Genomic DNA, 22,786 nt, shown 5'->3' with positions numbered 1-22,786 from the left:
GTTTAAAAGTCAAAGCCCAGCTGTGTGCTGGACACGTTGGTGTTAGGCGATTTTTTTCGGGTGTTGCGTGGATTCGGAGCTATCGTTTTGCGCGATGCATGCTTGTCGATGACGGCTTTTTTGCCCGCCTTGACACCGGGTTCAGCCCGGCGGGCGTGCAGCGCCGCTTTGGCGGTGTGTGTGGCCTCGGCCAGGTCCACCAGCGGCTCTGGGATGTCCACGCCCACCGTCAGGCCACAGTGGCGCTGCACCTCGGGCGGCATGAGCCAAGGCTCGAACAACCAGGTGTCGGGCACTCGGCGCATGTGCGGCAGCCAGCGGCGCACAAAGATGCCTTTGGGGTCGTGGTCTTGCGCTTGTTTGATGGGGTTGTAGACCCGCGTGGTGTTGATGCCGGTGGTGCCCGACTGCATTTGCAGCTGGCTCCAGTGGATGCCGGGCTCGTAATCCAGAAACTGCGTGGCCAGCCAATGGCCCACGGGCCGCCAGTCGAGCCACAGCGGGTAGGCTGCCACCGACACCAGCATGGCCCGCATGCGAAAGTTCAGCCAGCCGGTCTCGTGCAGCATGACCACGCAGGCGTCCACCATGGGCCAGCCGGTGCGGGCCGATGTCAGCGCTGCAAAGTGGGCGTCGTTCCAGTCGTCTTCGCGCAGGCCATCGTAACCCCGGTGCATGTTGCGCCATTCGATTTCGGGCTCGCTCTCGAGCTTCTGGATGAAATGGCAGTGCCAATACAAGCGGCTCATGAAATCCACCAGACCCGCACGGTGGCGACCTGCTTGCGGTGGCAGGGCGTCCAGCGCAGCGCGGGTGGCCTGCACCACCTCGCGCAGGCTGATGCAGCCATAGGCCAGGTACGCCGACAAACGTGAGCATGCGGTGGGCGAGGACAACGGTGACGAGATGCCGCCCCGGTAGCTCAGCGCACGCGCATCCAGAAAGCTGTGCAAGGTCTCGAGCGCCAGGCGGCGACCTCCGTGCTGGCGCTGGGTGGGGTTGTGCTGCAGGCCGGGTGGCGGTGTCATCACCTCGGGGCCAACATTTTCAGGCGCATGAACAAAGTACAACTCGGGCAAGACCGCTTGCGGCGCGGCCATGTGTGACTCCCAGCGGGCTTGCCAGGTGTTGCGGCTTTTCAGGCGGCGCACCACGCCAAACTGCGGCAGTTCGGTCCAGGGCAGGCCGATGCTGCGGCACCACGCGCCGACCTGCAGGTCGCGCTCGTAGGTGAAGGCATTGCCGGTTTCTTCGTGTGAGACCAATTCGGCAAAAGGCGCTTGGGCATGCAGCGCGGCCAGCACCTGCACCGCAGGCCCTTCGCGCACTTGCAGGCTGCCGCCCACCGCCTGCAGCTCCTCGTGCAGTTCATTCAGCGATTCGCGAACGAACTCGAAGTGTTGCAAGGCGGCATCGGGCTGCGCCCACAAACCGGGCTCGACGATGTAGAGGCACAGCACTGGGCCTTGGGTTGCCGCATGGGTCAGTGCCGCATGGTCGTGCAGCCGCAGGTCGCGTTTTAACCAGACCACGCGGTAAGTCACAGCTGTCCCCCATCAGAGAGGGCCGCATAGCGGCGGGCTTCAATGGGCACGCAGTCGATCAGGGCCTGAGGCATCTCCGGGGCTTGTTGTTGCAAATAACGGCGTACAAAATGGGCCGGTTGCCAAGGTGCTGTGGAGCCGCTCCACACGGCGCTGTCTTGGATGAGCCAAGCATCACCTTCTAGGCGCAACACCACGATGCTGGGGTTGAGGGTTTTGAATGCGACTTCGGCAATGGCCCAGTCTGCTTGCAGGTGCAGTTGCAAGAGTTGGGCTTCCAATGAGTCCGGCAGGCTGTGTTGCTGAATGGTTTGCAGCACCGCCTGGGCCGTGGCCGTATCGTGGGCTTCGGCGCGAACGCGCTGACAGTCTTGTCGCCACGGCCGCCAGTGCTCGGCCATCCAGCCTTGAGGATCGAACTTTTGGCCGTTGATCTCCAGCAGGATGCCGTGGTCCTGGCGAACCCAGTCGATGTGGCTGTCCATGACCAAAAAGCCGGTCACGCCGAGCAAGGTGGCGGCCACGTGTCGTTTCATGTGCAGTTCAGCCGCGCGTGCTGTTCAGGTCGGGTCCTGCAGGGAGATGCCTTCGTGGTCGGCCACCATCTGCAGGGCCTTTTCAAGCAAGGCACGGGCTGTGCCTGCCATCTTGTGGAGCTGCGTGTGCAACTCGCTGTCTTTGGGGCTTTGTTGCAAGCAGTCCAGGCTGTAGTCTTCGAAACGGCCCAACTGGCCAATCAGCTCGGCCACATGGCGAGGGCATTCGCACAGCACCTGGCTGGGAATATTGGCCACCCGCTGCAGCACCGCATCTGAAAACTGGCGTGGCGGCACGGGGTCGTTCAGATGGGGCAGGCCCCAGGAGGCGTCAGTCAGTGCTGGGCGTGTGCTGCGCACGATGTTGGCCAAAGCCGCATCGTTCAGGGGTTCACGGTGCAGCAGGCAGCCCGTGCGGGCCAGGCTGTCGATGGCTTTCATTTGGCCAAAGCCATACAACACCACGGTCTGGCGTGCGCTCAATTGCGCGGACAAATCGAGAATTTGCTGGGCACTGCTGTCGCTCAGGTTGTTCACCGCGACCATGAGCACATCGGTGTCGGCGGCCTCGGGGTTCTGGCGGGCTTCGTTCAAATCGGCCCACACCGCTTGAATGTGCACAGCGGGTCCTGGGTGGGTGGATCTGAAGTGTTCGGATTGCAAACGCTCGGCCAAGTGGTGACCGACCAGCACCCAGCGATGGCGCTGGCTGTCAGGGGATCGCGGCGCTGGCGCTGACCCGCGTGCCATCTGGGAGCCAGTTTGCAACAACTGCTGCAACTGTGCGGTGCTCAGCCCGGCAATCAAGCTGATGCCGTGTCCTTGGCTGGTCAGTGACTTGAGCAATGTGGCTTTGCGCAGGTCTTCCTCGTCGTAGAGCCTGTGCTGCCCTTGGGTGGTGGCGGGCGAGAAGGCGCTGTAGCGCGTTTGCCAGATCCGCAAGGTGGGCACAGGCACGCCGCTGAGCTTGGAAACGGCACCGATGCGGTAAAGCGCTGGACGGGGATCGAGGGTGTTGGGCATTGTCTTGTTTATGTATTGAGTAGATATTTTAAGGTAAAAATAGGTTTATTGAGAAATAAAACAGGATATGAGTGGATTTTATGCGTTTAAACCATACAATACCGATTCAAATGAGGAGCGCATCATGATCCTGAAGAAAACAGCCAAAGCCGTCGACATCGCGGTTTTCATCACTTCTCGTTCAGCCGTGGAGCCCGTGACGACCGAAGAGATCGCTTCGGGCCTGGGGTTGTCGTCCTCTTACACGGAGTCGATACTCAAGGAGCTGCGCGAGGCCGGATTGATCCGGGCACACCGTGGCCCGGGCGGCGGCTACCAGATCCGCGGCAACCCCGAAGACATCAGCTTGTGGGATGTGGTCAAGCACTTTGAAGTGGTGCACAGCTTTGACGAGCTGTACCCCGACGATGGCCATCCGATGAAGTCATTGGAAGCCGACATCCAACGCCACCTGCAAGAAACACTGGCCTCGCAGACCCTGGACGATGTCGCCGTGCCCTTCATGCCACGCGACGCCCGCGTGACTTCCATGCTGGGCCAATTCCGCCTCAAGCCCTTGCCTGCGCCGGTCATGCCGCGAGCACCCAATTCAGTGTTCCAGTTGAGCATGATGCTCTGAAGTTGAGCTGCGGGCCTGTGCCCACAGGCCTGGCTTGGACTACACCGAAAGGTGAATGTTCAAGCGGCACGCTGCCGTCTAGCATGGCAGCGTGCACATTTTTGGCCATCCCCTTTCTGTGAGCGCCCCGCGTCCCGGTCCGATTCTGGACCGTTGGGCGCACACGCAGCTGTCACCTTTCACGCAAGGTATTTCGACCGTCTCCCTGCGCATGGCTTTCGACGACTGGGCGAGCCACCTGGCCATGAACCCGGCCGAGCAACTCAAACTGCTGCAGCTGGGGGTGTTGAGCGCGCAGGAGTGGGCGCACTATGCAGCGCAGGCACACGACCAACACTGCAAACCCTGCATCGAGCCCATGGTGCATGACACCCGTTTTTCGCACCCCGGCTGGCAGGCCTGGCCCTTCAATGCCATCAGCCAGGCCTTCTTGCTCACACAGCAATGGTGGCAAGAGGCCACGACCGGTGTGCGTGGCGTGTCGCCCCACCATGAATCGGTGGTCAATTTCGCGGCTCGTCAGTGCCTGGACATGGTGTCACCCGCCAATTTCGTGCTGACCAACCCCGAGGTGTGGCAACGCACCCAGGAAACCATGGGGGCGAATTTGCGTCAGGGTTTTCAGAATTGGCTGGAAGACGCCCAGCGTTGGCAGCGAGGCCAGCCACCCGCAGGCACCGAGGCGTACCAGGTGGGGCAGCAGGTGGCCATCACGCCGGGTCAGGTCGTTTACCGCAACCACCTGATCGAGTTGATCCAGTACGCCCCCACCACCGATCAGGTGCGGCCCGAGCCGGTGTTGATCGTGCCATCCTGGATCATGAAGTACTACATCCTCGATTTGTCGCCGCACAACTCCTTGATCCGCTTCTTGGTGGATCAAGGCCACACGGTGTTCGCCATGTCTTGGGTCAACCCGGACTCGGATGACCGGGATCTGGATATGGATATGGACGATTATTTGCGCATGGGCGTGATGGACGCTCTGGAGGTGGTGTGCGCTGTGGTGCCCAGACAAAAAGTGCATGCGCTGGGCTATTGCCTGGGCGGCACACTGCTGGCCATCGCAGCAGCCGCCATGGCCAGGGACGCCGATGACCGCCTGGCCAGCTTGACGCTGCTGGCGGCACAAACCGACTTCACCGAGCCTGGCGAGTTGGAGCTGTTCATCGACGAGAGCCAGGTGGCGCACCTCGAAGACATCATGTGGGACCGGGGCTATCTGGACAGCAGCCAGATGGCCAGTGCTTTCCAGTGGATGAATTCGAACGATCTGATCTGGTCGCGCCTGCTCAAGCACTATTTGCTGGGTGAACGCGCACCCATGAGCGATCTGATGGCCTGGAACGCAGACGGCACGCGCTTGCCATACCGCATGCATGCCGAGTATTTGCGGCGCATGTTCCTGAACAACGACCTGGCCAGTGGCCGCTATCCCGTGCACGGCAAACCTGTGGCCTTGACCGCGATCCAGTGTCCGATTTATGCCTTGGGCACCGTGCGTGACCACGTGGCCCCATGGCGATCGGTGCACAAGCTTCACTTACTCACCAATGTGGACACCACCTTTGTCCTGACATCAGGGGGGCACAATGTGGGCATCGTCAATCCGCCGGGTGTCCCGGGGCGCAGCTTCCAGGCGCTGACACGTCCGCACGATGGGGCCTATCTGGACCCGGACGTCTGGTTGCGTGCAGCCAGCAGACACGAGGGCTCGTGGTGGACGCACTGGCTGAGCTGGTTGCAGGACCATTCCGGTGAAGCGGGTCCACTGCCCAACATGGGTGCGCCCGACATGGGTTTGTCACCGCTGGCTGACGCGCCCGGACACTACGTTTTGAAGAAATGAGGAGGTACTGCCCATGGACCCCGTTCACCACCCGTTTCATGAGTTGTTTGCGCAGCTGGGTTTGCCTTGTGATTCGCGCAGCATTGCGCAGTTCATTCGGGCGCACAGCCCCTTGTCGGGCGATATCGCCTTGGCCGACGCTGCTTTTTGGACAGTGGCCCAAGCCAACTTCTTGCGAGAAACTTGGCAACAGGACTCCGACTGGACGCACCAGGTCGATCAGCTCAACAAGGCCTTGCGAGCGCATTGATCCCCGCTCTTGACCGGCACTCTGCACGTTCCGCGTCACGAAGAATTCACGCCATTGACTTTTTCATGTCATTTCGCTTTTGGATCATGGCTGCATTGATCCAAAGGAGAACTGGTCATGAAAGAGTTGCCGAACCCCACGTTCGCGTTGTCCCCGGTGAGTTTGCCCAGGGGGTTACTTCATCCGGCGCAGGTCCAAACCCCTGTGGATTTCCTGCCTCGACGTGCCCAAAATGCTATTCACGTCACTTGGGCAAAACATCAAGACGAAGTGCGCGAAGCACAAAAACTGAGGTTTGATGTTTTCGGCACTGAAATGGGCGCACGCTTGTCGACCCAGGTGCCCGGCCATGACATCGATCTGTTCGACGATTACTGCGAGCATTTGCTGGTCCGACACGGCGAGTCGGGCTTGGTGATTGGCACCTACCGTGTACTCACGCCGGCCCAGGCCAAACGCGTGGGCAGCACCTACAGCGACACCGAATTCGACCTGACCCGTCTGCGCGACATGCGCCAACGCATGGTGGAGTTGGGCCGCAGTTGCGTGCACGCCGAGCACCGCCAGGGTGGCGTCATCATGGCCCTGTGGGGGGCTTTGTTTGAATTCATGGACCGCAACCGCCTGGACACCATGATCGGTTGCGCCAGTATTCCCATGCTCCACAACGGTGTGGTGACGGGTGATGCCGCAGCCAGCATCTGGAACCAGTTGCGTCAGAGCCATCTGGCCGATATCCAATACCATGTCCGGCCGCGTTTGCCATTGCCCATCGATGAGCTGGACAGCAACTTGCCGATCGAGCCGCCCGCGCTGATCAAGGGCTATCTGCGCTTGGGTGCCAAGGTGCTGGGTGCGCCCGCCTGGGACCCGGATTTCAACACGGCCGATTTGCCGATGATGATGTGCACCGCAGACTTGCCAGCGCGTTACTGCAAGCATTTTTCAGCGGCTGTCAGATGACTGTGTCGTCAACCTCCTTGCAGCACGCGCTGCTGCTGAAAACCTTTGACGCCAGTCTGGCGCAGGATGGGGTGCATGGCTCACCCGTCCATGTGTCGTCCCCGTCCGCACAGGACGAGGATGACGACGCTGCAGACCGCCCTCGTTTGAGGGCGATTTTCATTTCAGACCTGCACATCGGCACACCGGGATTTCAGGCCGAGGCCTTGCTCGACTTTTTGAAGCACCACCCGAGTGATGTGCTGTATTTGGTGGGTGACATTGTCGACGGATGGCAGCTGCGCAGGCGCTGGTTCTGGCCGCAAAGTCACAACGATGTGGTGCAGAAACTGTTGCGCAGGGCGCGCAAAGGTTGCCGCGTGGTCTATGTGCCTGGTAACCACGACGAGTTTGCCCGGCATTTTGTGGGCCATGCTTTTGGCGGCGTGGAGGTGGTGCATGAAACGACCCACACCACCGCTCAGGGGCTCAAGTTGTGGGTGGTGCATGGAGACCATTTTGATGGCGTGATCCAGTGCGCCAAGTGGCTCGCGTATGTGGGTGACTGGTTGTACGAGTTGACCCTCCGAATCAACCGGCACCTGAACAGCTTCAGGGCCCGTGTGGGGCGGCCCTACTGGTCTTTGTCCGCGTACCTCAAGCTCAAGGTCAAGAAGGCGGTGAACTTCATCAGCGATTTCGAAGTGGCCGTAGCGCACGAAGCCAAGCGCCGAGGCTTTGATGGCGTGGTGTGCGGGCACATCCACCATGCAGAAATACGGAATGTGAATGGCACCTTGTACTGCAACGATGGCGATTGGGTAGAAAGCCGGACCGCCTTGGTGGAGCATGCCGACGGGCATCTCGAAATCGTCCATTGGGGTTCGCATGCGGTGGTGAGCCAACGGGGGGCTGCAGCTCAGGTGGTGCCCGCATGAAGCTCGCCCTCATCACCGATGCCTGGCACCCTCAGGTCAATGGCGTGGTGACCACGCTGCACGAGCTGGTGCAAGCCCTGAGCATGGGGGACGTCGAAGTGACGGTGATCCACCCCGGACAGTTCCGCAACCGCCCCTGCCCGGGTTATGCGGGCATTGATCTGGCGGTGCGCCCTTACAAAGCGCTGGCCAAAGTGCTGGACACATTGCAGCCCGATGCGGTTCACATCGCCACAGAAGGTCCTTTGGGCTGGGCAGCGCGCAAGCATTGCCTGAAAAAAGGCTGGCAATTCACCACCGCCTTCCACACCAAGTTTCCAGAAATCCTGAAAGCAGCGCTGCGCGTGCCCTTGTTTCTGGGCTACGGCCTGTTTCGCCATTTTCACCGCCCGTCTTCGGGGGTGATGGTGCCGACCCAAGGCGTACTGAACATGCTGAAAAGCCGTGGCTTCCAATCACTCAAGCCGTGGACCCACGGGGTGGATCTGGATTTGTTTGACCACCACGCCGAGCCGCTGGATATGCCGGAATTGGAAGGGTTTCCGCGCCCCTACGCCTTGTTTGTCGGGCGAGTTTCTTACGAGAAAAACATCGATGCGTTTCTGGACTTGAAGCTGGATGGAACCCGCATCGTGTGTGGTGTGGGGCCTTTGGAAGCGCAGCTCAAGGCGCGTTACCCGAATGTGGTCTGGATGGGAGTGTTGCCGCGCCAACAGTTGGCCAAGGTCTATGCTGCAGCCGATGTGTTTGTCTTTCCTTCGCGCAATGAAACCTTTGGCTTGGTCATGCTCGAAGCCATGGCTTGCGGCACCCCTGTGGCCGCATACCCGGTCGATGGCCCTTTGCAAGTGCTCGGTCATACCGAAGGCCAGACGATGGGGGGCGTGCTGTCGGAAGACCTGGCCGAGGCGTTTCGCCAATGCCTGACCCTTCCAAGGGCCGAGTGCCGACAGCGGGCTGAGGCCTTCGCCTGGCCCAAGACGGTCGAGTTGTTCGTGTCCCATCTGGTGCCGGTATCGGGCGCTGCAAGCACGGGCGGCTGATTCACGGTGTTGTCATCAAATTGACACAGCGAATTCCTAGAATGATTTTCAATCTATTCAGGCACGGTCATGGTTCATTCAAAAGTCGAGACTTCCTTTGCAAACGAGCGGCCAGCCTTGCTCGACCGCGATCAGAGCATCTTGTCCTTCAACGAGCGGGTGCTGGATTGGGCTCACCGCCCGGAAGTGCCAGTGCTCGAGCGTTTGCGCTATTTGTGTATCGTGTCTTCCAACCTGGACGAGTTTTTTGAGGTACGGGCAGAGCCCCATGTGATGGGCAGCCTGCAAGGCCTGAAGTCAGGGGAATACACAGAAGCCAGTCTTGCCGCCTTGGCTGAAAAAATCAGCGCCATGGTGGCGCGGCAATACGCCCTGTACAACGACGACTTGTTGCCCACTTTGCAGCGCAAGGGTTACCGGATCTTGTCGCACGGCGAGCGCAATGCGGCCCAGCGACAATGGGTGCGCAGTTATTTTCAACGCGAAGTCCAGCCTTTGCTGGTGCCAGTGGGGTTGGACCCGGCGCACCCGTTCCCGCAGGTGGCCAACAAGTCTCTGAATTTCATCGTTCAGCTGTCGGGCAAGGACGCCTTTGGTCGCTCCAATGAGATCGCGATTGTCAAAGTGCCCCGCGTTTTGCCCCGCCTCATTCCACTGCCCGAGCGGGTGTGTGACGGCACCACCGCCTTTGTCATGCTGTCCAGTGTGATCCGTGCGCATTTGGCCGAATTGTTTCCGGGCCGTGAAGTGGGGCAGTTCTCACAGTTTCGGGTGACGCGCAACTCCGAGCTGGCGGTTGACGAAGACGAGATTGCCAATTTGCGCATGGCTCTGCGGCAGGGTTTGCAGCATCGCCACTACGGTCAGGCGGTCCGGCTGGAGGTTTCGGCCAATTGCTCGCCACGTTTGGCAGAATTTTTGCGCAAGGAATTCCAACTCCCCGAAGCCTCGGTGTTTCGGGTCAACGGTCCGGTCAATCTGGTGCGTCTGATGCAGTTGATCGATTTGATCGATGCGCCGGAGTTGCTGTTCCCGCCCTACAAGGCGAGTTTCCCTGCGCAGGTGCCGCAGCACGGCTCGATCTTTGCGCGCCTCAAAACGGGTGATGTGATGATCCACCAGCCCTTTGAGAGTTTCGACGGCGTCTTGGCATTCTTGCGCGAAGCCGTGATGGACCCGAACGTGCTGGCCATCAAGCAAACGATTTACCGAGCAGGCAGCGATCCCACGATGATGGATTTGCTGCGCGAGGCGGTGCGTCGGGGCAAGGAAGTCACAGCTGTGGTGGAGCTCAAAGCCCGATTTGACGAAGAAGCCAACATCAACTGGGCAGAGCAGCTCGAATCGATTGGGGTGCAGGTGGTGTACGGCATTGTCGGCCTCAAGACGCACGCCAAGATGCTTTTGGTGACTCGCCGCGAAGGCCGCTCGCTCAAGCGCTACGGACATTTGTCGACCGGCAATTACAACCGCCGCACCGCAGCGCTGTACACCGACATCAGCTACCTCACGGCAGACGCTGGCATCACATCCGACATGGATCAATTGTTTGGTCACTTGGCCAGCCAAAGCCGCCTGCCCAAAATGAAGCGCTTGCTGGTCGCGCCTTTTCAGCTGCACAGCGACTTGCAATCGCGCATTGCGGCGGTGGGCGAAGCAGCGGCGCGTGGTGACTTTGCACGCATTGTCATCAAGATGAATGCCCTGACCGACCAACCGCTGATCGAGGCTTTGCTGGAAGCCGGGCAAAAGGGTGCGAAGATTGACTTGATCGTGCGGGGCGCTTGCATGTTGCCTGCGCGTGTGGCGGGTTTGAGCGAAAACATCCGCGTGCGCTCGGTCATTGGCCGCTTTCTGGAGCATTCCCGTGTGTTTTATTTCTGCGCCGGTCAGGAAGAGTCGCTGTATTTGTCCAGCGCCGACTGGATGAGTCGAAACATGACACGCCGGATCGAGCTGGCCTGGCCTGTGACCGACCCGGTTTTGCGTCAGCGCATCATCGACGAATGCCTGATCGCCTACCTGCATGATGGCCGTGACGCCTGGGATTTGGCGGCAGACGGTCAATACCACCGGGTCGGTCTGACGGCACCGGGACACGGAGCACAAAACGCCTTGATGCTGCGCTACGGGGCGTCTACCAAAGGGGACTGAGGGCGATGGACTTGATTTTGTGGCGTCACGCCGAAGCCCACGAGGCCGAACCCGCAGAAGATGACTTGCAAAGGGCTCTGACGCCGCGTGGCCGCAAGCAGGCTGAGCGGATGGCGGTCTGGCTCGAAAGTCAGCTTCCAGAAGGCACGCGCATTTTGAGCAGCCCTGCAGTCAGGGCTGAGCAGACGGTGCGCGCCCTGGGGCGTAAATACAAAGTTCGCGATGCCTTGTCACCGGGCGCTTCGGTGGAGGATATTCTGGAAACAGCGGGTTGGCCCGATGCCAGGTACCCGGTTTTGCTGGTTGGGCACCAGCCCGGACTGGGGGCGGTGATTTCACAGTTGCTGCGCATGCCCACTGCGGCGTGCGCGGTGCGCAAGGGGGCCGTATGGTGGTTGCGCAGGCGCAGCCGTGATGGTCAGGATCAAACCGTTTTGCTGACCGTGACCGCCCCAGAGCGTCTGTGAGCAGGCTCAGTCCTTGGCGGGCCGACCGGTTTTGATGGTGGGAACGCTGCTCAGCGCCTTTTTGAAGCTCGCATCAGTCAGGCCAAGAAGCGCCTGCAACCCTGCCCGGATGAGTTCACTTTTCTTGATCTCGACACCCAGACCCAAAGCGCGTTTTTTCATGTCTGCAATTTGCAGCAATTCGGTCTTGGGGATGGTGAAGCTGTCGCGCACAACTTTGACTTTCTTGTCTTTCAGGGGTTTGGCGGGTGCGGCAGTAGCTTGCTTGGCCACAGGCTTGGGCGTCACGGGCTTGGCGCGTGGGTTCTTGGAGACAGCTTGGCTGGGCGCACCGCTTGAAGTGGTTGTAGATTTTTTAGGGGCTGCGACTTTGGCTTTGCGAGGCGCTGGCGTTTTTGCGGCCTGGCTTCTTCCTTTGCTTGGCGTGGCTGTTGTCTGTGTCATGGGTATTGAAGGTGAAAGTTGAGATTTAACGGTGCATACAGTTTATACCGTTAAATGAAACATGACAAGTTGCGTTTCATTGTGCGTTTTATCAGCCAGCCAATGAGTAAAACTCACGCGGTCAATGACCGTGCCTGTGGTGTGCGTCTGGCACATGGGCGTGACAGTGCGTGACAGGCGCATGCGTGTGCCAATGGCTGTGGGTGCCCTCTGGCATGGTGTCGTGCACATGGGTGTGATGTCCATCGTCATGCCGGTGGGCATGTTCATGTTCCAGTGCATCGTGGGTGTGCTCATGCGCATGAGATTCCATCAAGTGCAACACAACACCCAGCATCATCAACACACCCGCAACGACCATCAAAGCACTGCCTGAACGTTCTCCCAAGACGAATGCGCCAATGGCCCCAATGAACGGGGCAAAAGCAAAAACAGAGCCGGTGCGGGCTGCGCCGAAGGTACGTTGCGCGAGCAAGTAAAACCGCAGGCTCAAGCCATAACCCGTAGCACCGACAGCTACCAACCCCATCGCGGTTGTTGCCAGTGGGATCGGTTCATCAAACAATGTAGCCAAGGCCAGCGTACATATCGCACCCAATGTGGCTTTGACCAAGACCACCTGTCCGGGATCGCGATAGGCAACCCCGCGCGAGAGCGTGTTGTCCACTCCCCAGGCCACCGTGGCCAGCATCACCGCCAGCAAGCCCCACAGCTGAACTTGACCCAAAGTGCCTTGTTCGACCACCAAAACCACGCCGCCAGCCAGCATCAAAACAACAGCAGCAATGACCCTCTTGTCTAAGGTCTCTCCGTACCATCGCCATGCCAAAACAGCGGTGAAAACAGCTTCAAGCGTGAGCATCAAGGACGCACTGGAGCCGCTGGTGTGCTGCAAACCCCAGGCCAATGCGACGGGTCCGATCACAGCGCCTGTCCCCGCCATGGCAAACAGTCTGGGCAAATCGCTTTTCTTGATGCTTGCCTCTTGTGCCGCAGGTTGTTTTAAAACCCAAGCCACGACAGCAGCACCTGCGTAAAGCAGGGCCGCAGTCGTGAACGAGCCAACGCCCTTGCCCAGGCTTTGCACCATCGGGGTGCTCAACCCGAACAATGCAGAAGCCAGCAATGCCAGCAGACCGCCTTTCAGGGCTGGTGGCGTTGACTCGTTACTCATCGATTACTGGCCTGTGAAATTGGACGCGATGAAGTTGCCTACCGGGGTAAAGAACATGTACAGCGTTTCCTTGGTTTTGTCTTTGGCGGCGGGGTCCTTGAAGGTCACTTTCCACTCTTTGCCTTTTTTACCGTCAACCGACTCGATCTTGTCTTGTTTGACAGCGGACCAAGAGGCGTCCAGTTTGCCGCTTTTAACCAAGGCGTCTTTACGTTGAGCTGCACAGCCGCTCACGGTGGCTTCAGCGGCTGGCTTGTTGCCATGGAAATGGCAGCTGCCGCCAGCAGACGCAAAAACAACAGGTGTCCACAAAGTAGTGGTCAAGGTCAGTGCAGCGAAGATAGATTTTTTCATGATGATTCCTTGAGTTACGGTTTTAAAAACAGAAGCGTTGGTCTATTTCAGGGTGTTGCGACTGTCGTCGGTGGTGTTGTCAATGGCCATGTCTTCATGGGCATGCTGGTGCTCTTGCGCTGGAAAGCGGAAGTCGTTGGGGTGGCTGTCATGCTGATAGCCATGCAGTTGCGTGAACAACAAGTAAATACCGGCGTAGATCAGGCCCAGGTTGGCCATGTGGCTGAAGCGTTTGAACGAGGGGCGATTGCGCCAGAAGGCCAGTACAGCCACCATCACGGTCAGCGCCGCGATTTGACCGACTTCTACGCCCACATTGAAGCTCAGAATGCGCCACAACATAGCCACAGGGTCATCTCCCAGGGGGAGTTGCTGCAAGCGCGTGGACAGGCCGAAACCATGCAGCAGGCCAAATCCAAAAACAGCCATCAACAAGTTGGGGGACTTCATGTCGAAGTGCTTTTGAAATCCCCCGTTGTTGTCAAAACCCTTGTAAATCACACTGATGGCAATGATGGCGTCCACCAGATAGAAGTTCCAAGTGATCTTGAAGTAGGTCGCAAAGATCAGCGTGATGCAGTGCCCCAGTGTGAACACCGTGACAAATTTGGCTACATCCTTGAAGGTGGTCAAGAAGAAGACCACACCGAACAAGAACAACAGATGGTCATATCCCGTGAGCATGTGGCTGGCACCCAGGCCCACGTATTGGAAATAACTGCCGTCAAGCATGCGCTGGCGGTCTTCTTCAGAAATGCCATGCGCCCAAGCTAATGGGGTCATGGCCAAAAAGAACAAAGCCATCAGTCGCCCAGAAAAGATGTTTTTCATAGGTCAAAAAGTGAAATGAAAGAAGGGTTTGTGCGGCTTGGGCATCCTGCCGATCAGCGGAATCACGCAGAAATACGTTTAAGAGTGGCTGCAGCACAACGCGGCCTGCCCATCTGAAAGATGTGTGTTGACCCGGCTGGGCCGGTTAAGTTCTTCAAACGAGTCGTCTGTGGTCAGACGGCTGTTGGTTGGGGTGGGCGCAGTGGCCCTTGAAGAAAGACGGCGGCGATGGGCGCTGCACTGTTTGAAAACCGTGTTGACCGAGCCCGGTCCAGAGCAAAGCCATTGACTAGAGGCACAAGTCCGACCAGCTGAAAGGTTTCACTGGCATGCTGATGCTGTGCAGCTTCCGTGACATGGTCATCCATGTGCAGCGAGTGATCGTCATGATGGTGGTGTGCCGTGGCTTGGGCGTGTGCCACGGTATTGGCCAAGTCGGCAATTCTTTGCTCTTGACCCCAAGGCGTGAGCCACACGACCACCTGCAAAAGAATTGCAAGGATCAAAAAAGTGGCGCGACTGCTTTGTGGCATGCGAAATATTTTACATGTCAGTCCTGGTGGACCTCTAACGCCCATTCGGTTTTTTGCCAAGCCGTTTTCTCTTCACGCAAGAGATGGGCCGACTGCGGCCAGACTTCGGCCCAGTCGCTGCGCAGCGTCAAACGCGCGGTGCGCTCCAGAGCATCGCAGTGGATGGTCAAACCCGACAGGTCCGGGTCGCGTCGGGCATGGCACAAAATGACCGCCAATCGGAGCGCCATGAGCTGCTGGACAAAGCTCGCGTCATCCATCTCGATTTCAAGTTTGCGCAATTTGCCCCGATGCCCCAACACCAATTGGCTCAGGCGGTGCAACTCATCGAGGGTGAAGCCGGGCAAGTCTGTATTGTCCAGGATGTAAGCGCCATGCTTGTGGTAATCGCTGTGCGAGATGCGCATGCCGGTTTCGTGCAACTGGCAGGCCCAGTGAAGTTTTTGCAGATAGCGCTGACGATCTTGCGCTGAAGTGCTGCCGCTTTCCGGGATGAGCGATTGCAACAGGCTTTGGGCCGTGCGTGATACCCGTTCGGCCTGCAGCTTGTCGGTACCAAAGCGTTGCGCCAGCCAGTCCACCATCGATGACCTGACATCCTGTGTGCTTTCCCGATCGATCAGATCGTAAAGCGCACCGTGCCGGAGCGCACCTTGGGCCGCTTGCATCTCGTCGATGTGCAGCAGGTCAAACACCGCTTGCAAGACGGCCAGCCCCCCACCAATCACGGGCTTGCGGTCTTCCTTGACCCCTTCGAGCCGCAGGTTGTCTGGCTTTTGGGCTTTGAGAAGGCGGTCCTTGAGCCAGGCGAGGCCTTCGCGGGTGATGAGTCCCTCTGGCCACCCGGAAGCGGTCAAGACATCGGCCACAGCACCGACCGTACCGGACGAGCCATAGCATTTGTCCCAGTGGTTGCGGTTGAACAGGATCTGGGCTTCATCGAGCACCGCCTTGGCTGCAATTTCCGCAGATTTGAAGCAGGCCGGCGTCCAAATCCCGTCGGGAAAGAACTTCATGGACCAGGCCACGCTACCCACGCGGTAAGACTCCAGCGTGTTGGCTTTTTCACGTTGACCCAAAATCATCTCGGTCGAGCGACCTCCGATGTCCACCACCAGGCGATGCTCATCGGATTGCGGCAGCAGGTGTGACACGCCCAGATAGATGAGTCGGGCTTCTTCCTTGCCGGCGATCACCTCGATCGGGAAGCCCAGTAGGCGTTTGGCCTTGCTCAGAAAAACATCGCGGTTGCGTGCTTCGCGCAGGGTTTGCGTGGCCACGGCCCGCACTTGGCTGGGGCAAAAGCCTGCGATGCGTTCGCCAAATCGGGCCAGGCATTCCCAGCCCCTGACCATGGCCTCTTCTGTCAGATGGCGCTCGACGTCCAGTCCATTACCTTGCCGCACGGTTTCCTTGATGTATTCGACCCTTCGCAGTTGTCCCGCATCCATCTGACCGATTTCGAGGCGAAAACTGTTGGAGCCCAGGTCAATGGCAGCGTAAAGGGACTTGGTTTGCATGTGGTGAACGACGTGGACCAGAAAAATGCTGATTATGTGACGTCTGCATGAACGTTTGATGACGGCTTGTCATGGCAGGCCACACAAGGCATGTCGACACAAGGCACACCTTGGCAGCAGTGGTCGGTCAAGAAGCCGACCAGGTTTTGCATGGTCGGCATGTCGGCGCGGTAACGCATGAACCGGCCTTCGCGTTGCACGCTCACCAGGCCCGCATGGTGTAGTTCCTTGAGGTGAAAGGACAGCGTGTTGGCAGGCACCGCCAGCGCTTGCGACAACTGGCCCGGTTGCATGCCTTCAGGGCCTGCGCCCACGATGGCGCGGAACACGCGCAAGCGAGAGGTTTGTGCCAAAGCCGCCAGCGCCTTGACGGCGAGGTCTTCGTCCATGGCGTTCAAAACGGTGTCGGTGGTCATGGGGTGCCTGTCTTTTCTGAAGGGGTGGTGTTTTCAAGCAAGCCCAAGGGCAGGCGCAGTGTGGTCAGCCAGCACAGCAGCAGCATCAGCGCCGATCCCAAGAGGGCATACAGCAGCCCGCCCCATTGGTAGAGCAAGCCCGACAGCAGCGTGCCCATGAAGCGGCCGAGTGCATTGGCGGCGTAGTAAAAGCCCACGTCTTCGGCCGCTTTTTCAGAGCCTGCATAGGCCAGCACCAAATAACTGTGCACCGACGAGTTGATGGCAAAGGCAAAGCCGAACAGGCTCAGGCCACCGACCACCCACCATTGCAGCTGCGGTGCTTGCAGCCAAAGCGCAGCGGCGATGCCCAACGGAATGAGCGTGAGGACTGCCGACCACCAGCGGGCTGCAGGCACTTCGCGGCTCAGGCCGTCGGCGCTGCGGCGCACCAGCTGCGGGGCCAGTGCTTGCACCAGGCCATAGCCAATGGTCCAGGTCGCCAAAAAGCCGCCCACCATGGTGAAAGTCCAGCCCACCGAATACAAAAACACCGGCACGCCCACCACAAACCACACGTCACGCGCCCCAAACAAAGCCACGCGGGCGGCGGCCAGTGCGTTGATGCCTGCGTTTTTGGCGAACAACTCTTTGGCCGAGCCCGATGGCTTGCTCTTACCCATCATGGGCGGCAAGCTCGTCACCACCCCGATCAGCACCAAAGCCAGGAGACCCGACATGGCCCACAGCGACCCCTGGAAACCCAGCGTCTCCAGCAGCAAACCGCCTAGAAAAAAGCCAAAGCCCTTCATGGCGTTTTTGCTGCCCGTGAACCAGGCCACCCACTTGAAGAGTTGGCCGTTGCCTTGGTCTTTGGCTTGCGCCTGAGTGATCTTGATGGCCGATTTGCTGGCGGTTTTGGTCAGGTCTTTGGCCACGCCACACACGCCCTGCGCCAGCACAACCCAAGCCACCGACATGGTCGCCGTCCACTCGGGCTGCAAGGCCGAGAGCAAACCAAAGCCGATGATCTGCGTGACCACCCCCACGGTGAGCATGCGGGCGATGCCAAAACGTGTGGCCAGCCAGCCGCCGATCAGGTTGGCCAGCACACCCGCGCCTTCGTAGAGCAAGAACAAAAAGGCCAGCGTGAAAGGGGAGTAACCCAGCTTGTAAAAGTGCAGCAGCACCAACATGCGCAAAGCGCCGTCGGTCAGGGTGAAGCCCCAATAGGCGGCGGTCACGATGCCGTATTGACGTTCTGCGGCGGTGATACCGCCGTCGTTGCGCTCAGCCGCGTTCATCTCAGATGCCGACTTCGTTCATGTGGCAAGCTAGGTCCACCATGCGGCAGGCATAGCCCATTTCGTTGTCGTACCAGGCGTAGACCTTGAGCAGTGTGCCGTCGGTCACCAGGGTAGACAGCGCGTCCACGATCGCGCTGCGCGTGTCGCGGGCGTAATCCACGCTGACCAAGGGGCGCGTTTCATAACCTAGGATGCCGGCCAATGGGCCTTGCGCCGCCGCAGCAAACAAGGCGTTGACCTCTTCGGCGCTGGTTTCGCGCTTCATCTCGAACACGCAGTCGGTCAGCGATGCGTTGAGCACCGGGGCACGCACCGCGTGGCCGTTGAGCTTGCCTTTGAGTTCGGGGTAGATCAAGGCAATGGCGGTGGCGCTGCCCGTGGTGGTGGGGGCCAGGCTCATCATGGCGCTGCGGGCGCGGCGCAGGTCTTTGTGCGGCGCGTCCACCACCAGGTTGGTGTTGGTCGGGTCGTGGATGGTGGTGATCTGACCGTGGCGGATGCCAATGGCTTCGTGCACGACTTTGACCACCGGGGCCAGGCAATTGGTGGTGCACGATGCGGCCGTGACGATGCGGTCCTTGGCCGGGTTGTAGAGAGTGTGGTTGATGCCGACCACGATGTTCAGCACATCGCCCACCTTGACAGGCGCGGCCACAATGACGCGCTTGGCGCCCCGGTCCAGGTGGCCCTGAATCGTTTCGGGGGTCAAAAACTTGCCCGTGCATTCCAGCACCACATCCACCCCCATCTCGCCCCAAGGGATGTCGGCCGGATTGGCATGCGACGAGAAGCCAAGGGTGCGATCTCCGATGCGGATCTGGGTGTCACTTTCGTCTTCAATGCGCTCGCGCCATTTGCCCTGTACGCTGTCAAACGCGAGCAAATGCGCTGTGGCGGCTGCGCCGCCTTTGAGTTCGTTGACGTGCACCACCTCCAGGCGGTTGCCTGCGCGGGGGTCGTCCGAGGGGCGCTCGGCAGCACCCATGGCTGCACGCAAGGCCAAGCGGCCAATGCGGCCCATACCGTTGATACCGATTTTCATGGCTGATCTTTCAATGCTTCTGGAAATGTGATTTTCGGTACTTTGCCATGCATTTGTGACGCATTCATGACAAGATTTCAGAGGCAGCCGGCCGAGGATCTGTCATTCAAACTTCAGATTTTCGCCATCAAACTGTCACGTGAAAGCCCTTCAATCGGACTTTTCCCCAGGAGCTTCACATGTCTCACCACGACCTTGACCCGATTTGCAACACCTCTGACAACCCCCACTTTCAGGACGTCCTGAGCCAGTCCCTGCAAAACCCCGCACGCCGGGGTTTGCTGCGTGGTGGTTTGGGTTTGGCAGGGCTGGCCATGCTGCCCGGCTGCGCCAGCTTGACCACAGGTGCGCCTGCTGCGCCCAAAGCCTTGGGCTTTGCCGCTGTGGAAAAAAGCCTGCTCGACAACGTGATCTTGCCGCCGGGCTACCAATACAGCGTGCTGCACGCCACTGGCGATGCGCTCGATTCGGCCTTGGCGGCCTATTCCAACCGCGGCCTTGAGTCGGACGACTGGTCGCGCCGCATTGGCGATCACCACGATGGCATGGACATTTATTACATCGACGCCAATGGCCGCTATTTCGAGAAGGACACGGGCCGCGCCGTGCTGTGCGTGAACCACGAAAGCTCGGCCGATGCGCACTTCATGCACCCCAATGGCCAAACTTCCAACAAGGTCAGCGGCAAGAAATTTACCCAATTTGGCGACTGGGATTTGGGCGTCCGCCCTGAGTTGGAAGTGCTCAAGGAAATCAACCACCACGGCGTCTCTGTGGTCGAGATCGTGAAAACGCCGCAAGGCTGGCGAATCAAGCAAGATTCGCCCCTGAACCGCCGTATCACCGCACAAACGCCTGTGCGTATCAGCGGCCCCCGCGCTTCGATCGAGCAGATTCGCAGTCTGATGGTGACCCGCTGGGACACGGCCGGGGCCATGGCTCGCGGCACACTCAACAACTGCGGCCATGGCAAAACGCCGTGGGGCACGTATTTGGGCTGCGAAGAAAATTGGGCCTATTACTTCCAGACCACTGGCGAAGGCTTAGCCTTGACAGCGAAAGAGTTGGCCTCGCGCAAGCGCTACGGTGTGGCCGCTGCCGCGCCTGCTGCCGGTTCGACCAAGTCAGTCAGCCAGGGCTGGCATACGGTGTCGTCCACCGATGACCGCTTTGCCCGCTGGAACCTCGCGGCCGTGGGAGCGAATGCCGAAAAGGATTTCCGCAACGAAGCCAACACCTTTGGTTTCAACGTGGAGATCGACCCCCTGGCTCCCAACTCCACACCGGCCAAGCGCGTGGCCATGGGCCGTTTCGCCCATGAGGCGGCCGTCTGCGGTGTGCCCAAGGCGGGCGAGCCTTTGGCGTTTTACATGGGCTGCGACTCGCGCAACGAATACATCTACAAATTTGTGACCACTGCCGTGTGGGACCCACGTGACGTGGGTGGTGGCATGGCCGCTGGCGACAAGTACCTGAGCGAGGGCAAGCTCTATGCCGCCCGCTTTGATGCTTCGGGCCAGGGCGAATGGCTGGAGCTGACCATCGCCGACCCACGTATCGCCAAGCACAGCGCCTACCCATTCGCCAGCCAGGGGGATGTGTTGGTCCATGCCCGCCATGCCGCCGATGCCGTAGGTGCGACCAAGATGGACCGCCCGGAGTGGGGCGCTGTCAACCACCGCAATGGTGAAATTTATTTTGCGTTGACCAACAACAGCGCGGCCAACCGCACCCCTGGAAAAACCGATGCCGCCAACCCTCGCGCCTACATGGACATGGACGGCAAGAAAATCGCAGGCAACCCCAATGGGCACATCATCCGTTTCAAAGAGGCCGGGCAGACGGCCACCGCCAAAACTTTTGCATGGGACATTTTCCTCTTTGGTGCCGAAGAGGATATGGGTGATGCCAATTTGTCGGGCCTGACCGCCAAGAATTCTTTCTCTTCGCCCGACGGCCTGTGGTTCAGCAAAGCCACCGGCATTTGCTGGATCCAGACCGACGATGGGGCCTTCACCGACGAAACCAACTGCATGATGCTGGCCGCTATTCCCGGCCAGGTGGGCGACGGTGGCAAAGTCACCGTGAAAAACAAGATGGTGGTGGGCGGTGTCGAGCAGACCGGCACGCAGGAAACTTTCCTCGGTGCCGCTTTGGGTGAGGCCCAATTGCGCCGCTTCCTGGTGGCCCCAGCCGGTGCTGAAGTGACGGGCATCACCGAAACGCCAGATGGCCGTACCTTGTTTGTCAACATCCAGCACCCCGGCGAATTGTCCAAGCCCCTTTCCTCAGGCGCAGCGCCACAGAGCGTCTGGCCAGGTAATCAGGGTTATGGCGTGGCCGGTCGCCCACGTTCGGCCACCATCGTCATCACGCGCAAGGATGGTGGCGTGATTGGCTTGTGATGCTGCGCGGAAATCACCTCTGCCCGCTTGTCGGGTGAGTCCAAGGCCACGCCACCGCGCGTGGCCTTTTCAATTCAGGCGCTGCATGACCCTCCAAGAGAGCCACACCGCAGCGATGGCGGTGAACAGGCCCAAAGGTTGAAATCGGAAGGAAAACGCAACATTTGGGTGCTTTTAACTGCAAAAGCACCTCAAACCCCAGTGTTCAAGCCGGTTGCCCGATTGATCGGGGCCAGTCTTTGTTGCATTGACACGTGGCGCGTCACCAAAACAAGTGGCGAATTGACACGCAGTTGTCACAATTGGCGGATAGAGTTGAAACAAGGGAGCAGGAAACGATCTTGCGCACCTTTTGAAGAGCAGAATTTTTATCACCCTGAACCAGGAGTTGACATGTTGAAATTGAAATCCGTCATGGCCGCTGTGGGCCTGAGCGTTGTGGCTGCCACCACATGGGCTGCCGACATCACAGGCGCCGGTGCTACATTCCCGTACCCCATCTATGCCAAGTGGGCTGAGGCCTACAAAAAGGAAACCGGCACCGGTTTGAACTACCAGTCCATTGGCTCCTCTGGTGGCATTCGTCAGATCCGCGCCAAGACCGTGACATTCGGTGCTACCGATGCACCCGTGCCCGGTGCGGATCTGGACAAGGACGGCATGGTGCAGTTCCCGGCCATCATTGGTGGCACCGTGCCTGTGGTGAACCTGGACGGTTTCAAGCCCGGCGAGTTGCGCATCACCGGTACTGTGATGGCCGAGATGTTCATGGGCAAGATCACCAAGTGGAACGATCCCAAGTTTGTCGCTTTGAACCCCGGCAAGTCTTTGCCTGATCAAGCCATCACCGTGGTGCACCGCGCTGATGGTTCCGGCACCACCTTCAACTGGACCGATTACCTGACCGCTGTGAGCAAAGAGTGGGCCGACACTGTGGGTAAGGGTGCTGCTGTCAAATGGCCTGCCGCTTCGTCGGTGGGTGGCAAGGGCAACGAAGGCGTGGCCGCCAACGTGAACCGCGTCAAGGGTGCGATTGGCTACGTGGAATACGCCTACGTCAAGAAAAACAACATGAACTTCCTGCAGTTGCAAAACGCCGATGGCAAATACGTCAGCCCTGACGATTTGACATTCGCTGCTGCTGCGGCCGGTGCCGACTGGTTCAGCGTGCCCGGCATGGGCATCTCGATGGTGAACGCCAAAGGCGCCACCAGCTGGCCTGTGAGCACTGCTTCGTTCATCCTGATGTACAAGGACCCGAGCGACAAGAACCTGTCCAAAGAAGCCATCAAGTTCTTTGACTGGGCTTTCAAAAGTGGCAAAGGCATGGCTGCCGAGCTGGACTATGTGCCCCTGCCTGACGCTTTGACCAAGCAAATCCGCGAACGTGTCTGGACACAGATCAAGAACTGATGA

General features: G+C 59.4%; 22 protein-coding genes. 10 read left to right on the top strand and 12 right to left on the bottom strand.

Annotated features, from left to right (window positions below):
• Positions 1-2: 2 nt before the first annotated feature.
• Genes B9Z34_RS05030 through B9Z34_RS05020 form a run of 3 tightly spaced genes read right to left on the bottom strand, consistent with a single transcriptional unit; the run spans position 3 to position 3,103 of the window.
• Positions 3-1,544 (bottom strand): FAD-binding domain-containing protein, encoded by a 1,542-nt coding sequence (locus B9Z34_RS05030; protein ID WP_108427017.1) that lies wholly within the window; start codon positions 1,542-1,544, stop codon positions 3-5.
• Positions 1,541-2,080 (bottom strand): hypothetical protein, encoded by a 540-nt coding sequence (locus tag B9Z34_RS05025; protein WP_108427016.1) that lies wholly within the window; start codon positions 2,078-2,080, stop codon positions 1,541-1,543. Before B9Z34_RS05025 ends, B9Z34_RS05030 begins: the two co-directional genes overlap by 4 nt.
• Before the next feature lie 24 nt (positions 2,081-2,104).
• Positions 2,105-3,103, bottom strand: coding sequence for a MerR family transcriptional regulator (locus tag B9Z34_RS05020; RefSeq protein ID WP_108427015.1), 999 nt, complete (start codon positions 3,101-3,103; stop codon positions 2,105-2,107).
• 124 nt (positions 3,104-3,227) lie between these two features.
• Here B9Z34_RS05020 and B9Z34_RS05015 point away from each other — a divergent pair, with 124 nt between their 5' ends.
• From B9Z34_RS05015 to B9Z34_RS04980, 8 genes are all read left to right on the top strand, one after another.
• A complete protein-coding gene (locus B9Z34_RS05015; RefSeq protein WP_108427014.1) occupies positions 3,228-3,722 on the top strand; it encodes an Rrf2 family transcriptional regulator in 495 nt (164 codons plus the stop codon).
• Positions 3,723-3,840: 118 nt separating this feature from the next.
• Entirely contained in the window at positions 3,841-5,571 is a 1,731-nt protein-coding gene (locus B9Z34_RS05010; RefSeq protein ID WP_369907578.1) for a PHA/PHB synthase family protein, read from the top strand.
• Between the two features lie 13 nt (positions 5,572-5,584).
• Positions 5,585-5,821, top strand: coding sequence for a DUF2789 family protein (locus B9Z34_RS05005; RefSeq protein WP_108427013.1), 237 nt, complete (start codon positions 5,585-5,587; stop codon positions 5,819-5,821).
• A 117-nt stretch (positions 5,822-5,938) separates the two neighbouring features.
• The gene (locus B9Z34_RS05000) at positions 5,939-6,784 is read left to right on the top strand and encodes a GNAT family N-acetyltransferase (protein ID WP_108427012.1); all 846 of its coding nucleotides are present in this window, start codon (positions 5,939-5,941) and stop codon (positions 6,782-6,784) included.
• Complete coding sequence (locus B9Z34_RS04995) at positions 6,781-7,701, top strand: UDP-2,3-diacylglucosamine diphosphatase (RefSeq protein ID WP_108427011.1); 921 nt, start codon at positions 6,781-6,783, stop codon at positions 7,699-7,701. Before B9Z34_RS05000 ends, B9Z34_RS04995 begins: the two co-directional genes overlap by 4 nt.
• The gene (locus B9Z34_RS04990; protein WP_108427010.1) at positions 7,698-8,744 is read left to right on the top strand and encodes a glycosyltransferase family 1 protein; all 1,047 of its coding nucleotides are present in this window, start codon (positions 7,698-7,700) and stop codon (positions 8,742-8,744) included. The genes B9Z34_RS04995 and B9Z34_RS04990 overlap by 4 nt, the downstream gene beginning before the upstream one ends.
• A 69-nt stretch (positions 8,745-8,813) precedes the next feature.
• Positions 8,814-10,898, top strand: coding sequence for a polyphosphate kinase 1 (ppk1, locus tag B9Z34_RS04985; RefSeq protein WP_108427009.1), 2,085 nt, complete (start codon positions 8,814-8,816; stop codon positions 10,896-10,898).
• 5 nt (positions 10,899-10,903) lie between these two features.
• Complete coding sequence (locus tag B9Z34_RS04980; protein ID WP_108427008.1) at positions 10,904-11,365, top strand: histidine phosphatase family protein; 462 nt, start codon at positions 10,904-10,906, stop codon at positions 11,363-11,365.
• Between the two features lie 6 nt (positions 11,366-11,371).
• Here the strand turns inward: B9Z34_RS04980 and B9Z34_RS04975 are convergent, their stop codons facing one another.
• From B9Z34_RS04975 to B9Z34_RS04940, 9 genes are all read right to left on the bottom strand, one after another.
• Positions 11,372-11,809, bottom strand: a complete 438-nt coding sequence (locus B9Z34_RS04975; protein ID WP_108427007.1) for a hypothetical protein — start codon at positions 11,807-11,809, stop codon at positions 11,372-11,374.
• A 121-nt stretch (positions 11,810-11,930) separates the two neighbouring features.
• Complete coding sequence (locus B9Z34_RS04970; protein ID WP_108427006.1) at positions 11,931-12,983, bottom strand: DMT family transporter; 1,053 nt, start codon at positions 12,981-12,983, stop codon at positions 11,931-11,933.
• A gap of 3 nt (positions 12,984-12,986) precedes the next feature.
• Entirely contained in the window at positions 12,987-13,337 is a 351-nt protein-coding gene (locus B9Z34_RS04965) for a DUF6488 family protein (RefSeq protein ID WP_108427005.1), read from the bottom strand.
• A 42-nt stretch (positions 13,338-13,379) separates the two neighbouring features.
• Positions 13,380-14,168, bottom strand: a complete 789-nt coding sequence (locus tag B9Z34_RS04960; RefSeq protein ID WP_199220067.1) for a HupE/UreJ family protein — start codon at positions 14,166-14,168, stop codon at positions 13,380-13,382.
• Between the two features lie 173 nt (positions 14,169-14,341).
• On the bottom strand, positions 14,342-14,701 hold the full coding sequence (locus B9Z34_RS14450; protein ID WP_146179619.1) for a hypothetical protein: 360 nt from the start codon (positions 14,699-14,701) through the stop codon (positions 14,342-14,344).
• A 17-nt stretch (positions 14,702-14,718) separates the two neighbouring features.
• Positions 14,719-16,221 carry a Ppx/GppA phosphatase family protein gene (locus B9Z34_RS04955; RefSeq protein WP_108427004.1) on the bottom strand — a complete coding sequence of 501 codons (1,503 nt, stop codon included), beginning with the start codon at positions 16,219-16,221 and terminating at the stop codon, positions 14,719-14,721.
• A 32-nt stretch (positions 16,222-16,253) separates the two neighbouring features.
• Positions 16,254-16,610, bottom strand: a complete 357-nt coding sequence (locus tag B9Z34_RS04950; RefSeq protein ID WP_108427156.1) for a helix-turn-helix transcriptional regulator — start codon at positions 16,608-16,610, stop codon at positions 16,254-16,256.
• A 23-nt stretch (positions 16,611-16,633) separates the two neighbouring features.
• A complete protein-coding gene (gene arsJ / locus B9Z34_RS04945; protein ID WP_108427003.1) occupies positions 16,634-17,920 on the bottom strand; it encodes an organoarsenical effux MFS transporter ArsJ in 1,287 nt (428 codons plus the stop codon).
• Between the two features lies 1 nt (position 17,921).
• The gene (locus tag B9Z34_RS04940) at positions 17,922-18,965 is read right to left on the bottom strand and encodes an ArsJ-associated glyceraldehyde-3-phosphate dehydrogenase (RefSeq protein WP_108427002.1); all 1,044 of its coding nucleotides are present in this window, start codon (positions 18,963-18,965) and stop codon (positions 17,922-17,924) included.
• 179 nt (positions 18,966-19,144) lie between these two features.
• Here B9Z34_RS04940 and B9Z34_RS04935 point away from each other — a divergent pair, with 179 nt between their 5' ends.
• Positions 19,145-21,370, top strand: coding sequence for a PhoX family phosphatase (locus B9Z34_RS04935; RefSeq protein ID WP_108427001.1), 2,226 nt, complete (start codon positions 19,145-19,147; stop codon positions 21,368-21,370).
• A gap of 393 nt (positions 21,371-21,763) precedes the next feature.
• On the top strand, positions 21,764-22,783 hold the full coding sequence (pstS, locus tag B9Z34_RS04930) for a phosphate ABC transporter substrate-binding protein PstS (protein ID WP_108427000.1): 1,020 nt from the start codon (positions 21,764-21,766) through the stop codon (positions 22,781-22,783).
• The last annotated feature ends 3 nt before the right edge of the window (positions 22,784-22,786 follow it).

The organism is Limnohabitans sp. Hippo3, assembly GCF_003063665.1.
Lineage (GTDB): Bacteria > Pseudomonadota > Gammaproteobacteria > Burkholderiales > Burkholderiaceae_C > Limnohabitans_A.
The sequence above is the reverse complement of the archived record's forward strand: the minus strand, read 5'-3'. Positions and strand labels throughout refer to the sequence as shown.